This window comes from Haliscomenobacter sp. (assembly GCF_040403615.1).
Lineage (GTDB): Bacteria > Bacteroidota > Bacteroidia > Chitinophagales > Saprospiraceae > Haliscomenobacter.
Map to the genome: position 1 here is coordinate 1 of NZ_JBBAKG010000070.1, position 5,580 is coordinate 5,580.

4 protein-coding genes are annotated in these 5,580 nt (G+C 49.2%); all 4 read right to left on the bottom strand.

Annotation, left to right across the window (positions count from 1 at the left end; translation table 11 throughout):
* Positions 1–281: 281 nt before the first annotated feature.
* The 4 genes from ligA to ABW391_RS19845 all read right to left on the bottom strand — a co-directional run bounded on the left by ligA (position 282) and on the right by ABW391_RS19845 (position 5,575).
* The gene (gene ligA, locus ABW391_RS19830) at positions 282–2,420 is read right to left on the bottom strand and encodes an NAD-dependent DNA ligase LigA (RefSeq protein WP_353483649.1); all 2,139 of its coding nucleotides are present in this window, start codon (positions 2,418–2,420) and stop codon (positions 282–284) included.
* Positions 2,421–2,538: 118 nt separating this feature from the next.
* Positions 2,539–3,372: a choice-of-anchor V domain-containing protein gene (locus ABW391_RS19835; RefSeq protein WP_353483650.1), complete on the bottom strand. Its 834-nt coding sequence runs from the start codon at positions 3,370–3,372 to the stop codon at positions 2,539–2,541.
* Positions 3,373–3,513: 141 nt separating this feature from the next.
* A complete protein-coding gene (locus ABW391_RS19840; RefSeq protein ID WP_353483651.1) occupies positions 3,514–4,065 on the bottom strand; it encodes a 1-acyl-sn-glycerol-3-phosphate acyltransferase in 552 nt (183 codons plus the stop codon).
* A gap of 88 nt (positions 4,066–4,153) precedes the next feature.
* Complete coding sequence (locus ABW391_RS19845; RefSeq protein WP_353483675.1) at positions 4,154–5,575, bottom strand: L-serine ammonia-lyase; 1,422 nt, start codon at positions 5,573–5,575, stop codon at positions 4,154–4,156.
* Between the last annotated feature and the right edge of the window lie 5 nt (positions 5,576–5,580).

Below are 5,580 nucleotides of genomic sequence, written 5' to 3' on the forward strand. Positions count from 1 at the left end.
TTGAGCCCAAAAGAGTTTCTTGGGGACTTTGTGCCATCACGCCGAAGGCGGGAAACCCGTTCCAATCCGCCCAAATCCGGGGCATCTGTTCTCCTATTGACGTCCCGCTATACCAGAGGCCTAATCGTTTTGAATAACCGCGACGACCTTTTCCAATAGCTGATCTGCCCCCAGGGCAGCTAATGCATTCGACAATCTACATTTTTCCAATAAATCTAGCTGCTTAAAAGAAAAAAACTCGAAGCCTTGGATCCACTTAGTGACCATATGCCCAAGTACAACTACTCGGTCACCTTCTCCAAAAACTCATCCTCCGTCCAAATCAGGATCGTCCCAATTTCCCTCGCTTTTTTCAGTTTTGAGCCCGCTTCCTCCCCTACTACCAGAATATCGAGGTTTTTGCTCACGGCACTAATGTTTTTGGCGCCAGCGGCTTCCGCTTTTTCCTGGGCTTCTTTGCGGCCCATTTTCGCGAGGGTTCCGGTAAAGAGGATGGTTTTGCCAGCTAGGGGCGCATCGGCTGCAGCAGCTTTGGGTTTGTCATCCTCGGTTTGCTCCAGGTTGACGCCCAGAGAACCCATTTCCGCCAGCATTTCGATGTTTTGCCAAACCTGGAAATAATCGATGATGTTCTTTGCTACGACCGGGCCAACGTCTTTGATTTTGGTAAAATCTTCGAATTGCCAATCTTTGAGTTCCAATACGTTGTTGATCTCCGCAGCGATCAGTTTGGACACTTTTTTGCCAAAATGATGGATGCATAAGCTGTACAAGAAGCGGTGAATGGGGTTTTTCTTCGCTTTCTCAATGGCAGCCTGGAGGTTCAGTGCCGATTTTTCGCCAAAGCCTTCCAACTGCGCAACCTGGGTGAAATCGAGTTTATACACATCCGCAAAATTTCGGATCCAGCCCAATTCAAAAAACCGTTCTACGATTTGCTTGCCCATGCCGTCGATGTCCATGGCGTCCTTGGAGACGTGGAAAATGATGCGCTGGAGGTCTTGCTGGCCACAAACGCAGTTGGGGCAACGCCAGGCCGCCTCTTCTCCTTCCCGCAGCAATTCTACGGGCGTATCGGTGGTATTGATGGGGCAAAATTTGGGGAAAACAATGGGGGTTTCGGTTCCATCGCGCAGTTCATCCATCGCCTTGACGATGTAGGGAATCACGTCTCCGGCACGTTCTACGAGTACGGTATCGCCCAGGCGCAGGTCGCGACTGGTGATGAAATCCTCGTTGTGCAAAGAAACTGAAGACACGGTCACTCCGGCCAGTTGCACGGGGTCGAGTTTGGCTACGGGGGTGATTGATCCGATTTTACCCACCTGGTATTCTACATTGAGCAGCTTGGTAGTTGCTTGTTTGGCCTGAAATTTAAACGCGATGGCCCAACGCGGGTGGTGGGAGGTGAAGCCAGCCCGTTCCTGCGTTTCGCGGCTGTTGACTTTGGCCACCATGCCATCGATTTCGTAGGCATAGCCTTCGCGCTGTTGCTGCCAGTAGTCACAAAATTCGCGTACTTCGTTGATGTTTTTGCAAAGCTTGCGTTCTTGAACGGGTACTTTGAAACCCAGTTTTTCCAGTACTTCCAGGCTTTCGAGGTGGGTGGTAAACTGGCTGAGCGTGTTGTTGCCTTCCCGGTCGGCAGCGTACCCGAGGGTGTAAATGAAGGCTTCCAAGCCACGTTTGGCTACTTCTTTGGGGTCTTTGATGCGCAAGCCTCCGGTGGCGGTATTGCGGGCATTGGCAAAAAGTTGTAGCCCGTCGGCAGCGCGCTGGGCATTCATTTTGGTAAAAACATCTTTGCGGATCAGCACCTCGCCGCGCAATTCTACGCGATAGATGCCGTATTTGGAAAACTCAGCCTTGAGCGGTATGGAGCGGATCACCTTGGCATTGTTGGTCATTTCTTCACCAATGGCCCCATTGCCACGGGTGGCGGCGCGCACAAGTACATCGTTTTCGTACACGAGTGCAATGCTGCCTCCGTCAAATTTGGGTTCCACCCCATAGGCGATATCGACGTCGGGATCCATGTTCAAAAAGCGCTTGAGCGAAGCATCCCAATCATTGAGGTCTTCGGCGTTGTAAGAGTTGGCCAACGACAACATGGGGGTAAGGTGCTCGACCTGGGTAAAATCTTCGGTCAAATCCGCGGAAACCCTTTGGGTGGGCGAGTCTTCGCTAATCAGATCGGGGTGCTCGGTTTCCAGTTTTTCCAGTTGCTTGAACAATTGATCGTACTCAAAATCGCTTACTACCGGGTCATTTTGGATGTAGTACCGCCATTCATGGTAGATGATGAGCGCACGCAAATCAGCATGCTGCTGGGCGGCGGCCTGGGTACGCACCGCGTGATCCGCCTGAAGGTAGGCCTTCGAGCGTTCGTAAAGGGATTTTTGGTCAGATTGGGTATACATTGGATGATGGCTTTAAGCATAGGCTAGTTCATCATTAAGCATCTTCAATGATGAGCTAGCACACATCCAAAATTAATCCTTTATTTTGAATTCGGAAATATAAAACTATTTTTTGTTTTTACTTCAACAAAGAAACAGTTTTTACCCGATTGCCATTGCTGACCTGCACCCAGTACTGGCCTTTAGGCAATGCTTTGACATCCAATTCTACTTGTGAACTTTGGGCGGACGGTTGTAGGCTTTTGCTTTGCAGGATACGCCCCTGAACATCCAGCAAATTGACCCAGAGTTGGCGATTTTCTGCTGCACCTTCAATTTCTACCCGGGCAAATTCAACGGCTGGATTGGGGTATACTTTGATCTGTGCTTCCAGGATTTTGTGTGCAGCTAAGCTGGTTGATTTTGCTTCTTTAAGTGTTACGGCAATTTTTTCAGGGCTATCTCCTCCTGTACCACTTCCATTTACGGCCATACCAGCAGCGTAGACCTTTAGTTCTCCAGCGCCCGCTACAGGAGCAGTCCAGGGAATTTGAAAGGTATTAGAAGTAGAGCGACGGCTTTGCTCCGCATATTGGCGTCCGTTCAGTGGAACTACCCGCTGGCCGGATGGGGCAGTGCCAAAAGTTCCTGCTTGTGCATTTGATTTGGTGTCCAACACGGCAGCTTGATACCCGTAGCCTGAAGGAGTACCTGCAGTAGCGGTGATACGGACTTGCAGTGTATAAGTTTTTCCAGGCATGTATTCGGTTACGGGATTCATGCCATCCAACATGGCTACTTCAAGTGTTGGTTTGTAGCTGCCGCCGCCGTGGCAATCCCCACAAAAACTGTCACCGATCGGTGAGCCAGTTCGGTCAGTGCCCTGATTCTGTGCCGCCCCGGAAGAATTGCTGTTCGAAACAATCCAGAATGCAGACATAAGGATGCAAAAGAGAAGTACTGATTTTTTCATAAAATCGACTTTTGTTAATTGATGTATCGTAATGAGAAGATTGGATAAAACTTCAGACAAAAACTATACCCTAGAGTTTAAACTTTGGTTGTGTCAATACATTGATTTTTTTCTATAAAGTTATTCGCCGACAGATTGCTATTAAAAAAATATCCCATCCTCAGGATTCCGTCCTTTGATTCCCCTAAAATGGTTCAGAATGAATTCAAAGTCCTCCTCTCTGTTGCCTGTGGGATAATAGGGTTCGGTGAGGGTGAGTGTTTTGGTACCATAGTCGATAATGGCCGAAATCAGGGGTACTTTGGCGCCCAAAGCGATGTAATAAAACCCCGATTTAAACTCGTTGACTCGTTTGCGCGTACCTTCTGGAGTGATGGCTACGATGAATTCTGATTTGGAATTGAAAATGTCCACTACGGCATCTACAAAATTATTGTTTTTGCTGCGATCGACTGGATAGCCCCCCAAGGCCCTGAAAAGGCGCCCGAATGGTGGACGAAATAAGGAGACTTTGCCGATAAACTTGACGTCTACGTTGCGGATAATACGGAGAAAGATGCCAAAAGGAAAATCCCAATTGGAAGTATGTGGTGCTACAACGATGATGTATTTTTTGAGGTGTCGAGGAAAATCCCCAACCACTTTCCAACCCCATAACTTGAGTAAAATAAACGATGAGAGAGCAGCCCACATAAAATTTGTTTTTTGTGCAACAAGATAACTGAAAAACTGAATATTAGTTGAGTGACAAAAATTACCAGTAGAATATTGCTGCATTGCATCAACACTCAGGCAAAGCAATCGCAATGTTTACTGCCAGGCCGCCCAGGCTGGTTTCCTTGTACTTGTGGTTCATGTCTTGCGAGGTTTCCCACATGGTTTTGATCACCGCATCAAGGGTGACTTTCGCTTTGGAAGGATCGGATTCCTGTGCAATTTTTGCCGCCATGATGGCTTTTACGGCGCCCATGGAGTTGCGTTCGATGCAGGGGACTTGCACCAATCCACCTACGGGGTCACAGGTCAGCCCCAAGTGGTGTTCCATGGCAATTTCGGCGGCCATCAGGGCCTGGTCGGGCGTGGCTCCCAGCCCTTCGGCCAGCGCAGCAGCTGCCATCGCGCTCGACACGCCAATTTCTGCCTGACAACCGCCCATGGCGGCACTAATGGTAGAACCTTGCTTGAACAAGGCCCCAACTTGACCTGCCACCAACAAGAACCTTACAATGTCTTCGTTTTTGGCCAGTGGCTTTACAAAACAGAGGTAGTACATCAACACGGAAGGGATGACCCCAGCAGCACCATTGGTAGGCGCGGTGACGATGCGGCCAAAATTGGCGTTTTCTTCATTCACGGCCATGGCAAAACAACCAATCCACTTGATCACTTCCGAAAAACCGATGCGGCTGAAGCGGATGCACTGAACCCATTCCTGCGCGGATACATACTCTCCGTCCGCCAGCAATTTTTGATTGATGGAAAATGCCCTGCGGGCTACATCCAAACCTCCGGGAAGTATGCCATCGGTATGGCAGCCCCGGTAAACGGCATCGAGCATCACCGACCAAATTTGCAGCAGGCGTTCGTCGATTTCAGCTTTGCCGAGGAAGGTTTTTTCATTCTCATAAACAACATCAGAAATTTTGCGTCGGGTTTGTTTGCACCATTGCGACAAGTCGGCGCTGCTCCCTATCACAAAAGGTACGTTGCTGCGACGGCCAAGTACGACATTTTCCTCCCCTTCCTTGACTACAAATCCACCACCGATGGAGTAGAATACACTTTGATGGATCACTTCAGCGCTGGAATCCATGGCACTAAAGCGCATGCCATTGGCATGATAGGGCAGCATCTGGTAGCCTCGAAAATGAATGTCCACTTCAGGGTCAAAGGCAATGGGATGCGTTCCCCCAAGCATCATTTTCTTACGCGCTTCGATTTGGAGGGGTAAAGTTTTTACTTCTTCTACGGGTACAGTTACCGGATCTTTGCCACTCAAGCCCATCATGACGGCAATATCGGTACCGTGGCCTTTGCCGGTTAGCGCAAGGGAGCCGTACAAGTGTACCTCCAGTTTGGTAGTTTTTTCCAAAAAGTTTTGCGCAATGAGTTCATTGACAAAGCGCTCTGACGCCCGCCAAGGGCCAAGCGTGTGCGAACTGGATGGCCCCACGCCAATTTTGAGCATGTCAAATACACTGATGAATT

Coding starts and splice junctions, on each gene's coding strand:
- ligA (WP_353483649.1), bottom strand. CDS start 2,420: ATGTATACCCAATCTGACCAAAAATCCCTTTACGAACGCTCGAAGGCC.
- ABW391_RS19840 (WP_353483651.1), bottom strand. CDS start 4,065: ATGTGGGCTGCTCTCTCATCGTTTATTTTACTCAAGTTATGGGGTTGG.
- ABW391_RS19835 (WP_353483650.1), bottom strand. CDS start 3,372: ATGAAAAAATCAGTACTTCTCTTTTGCATCCTTATGTCTGCATTCTGG.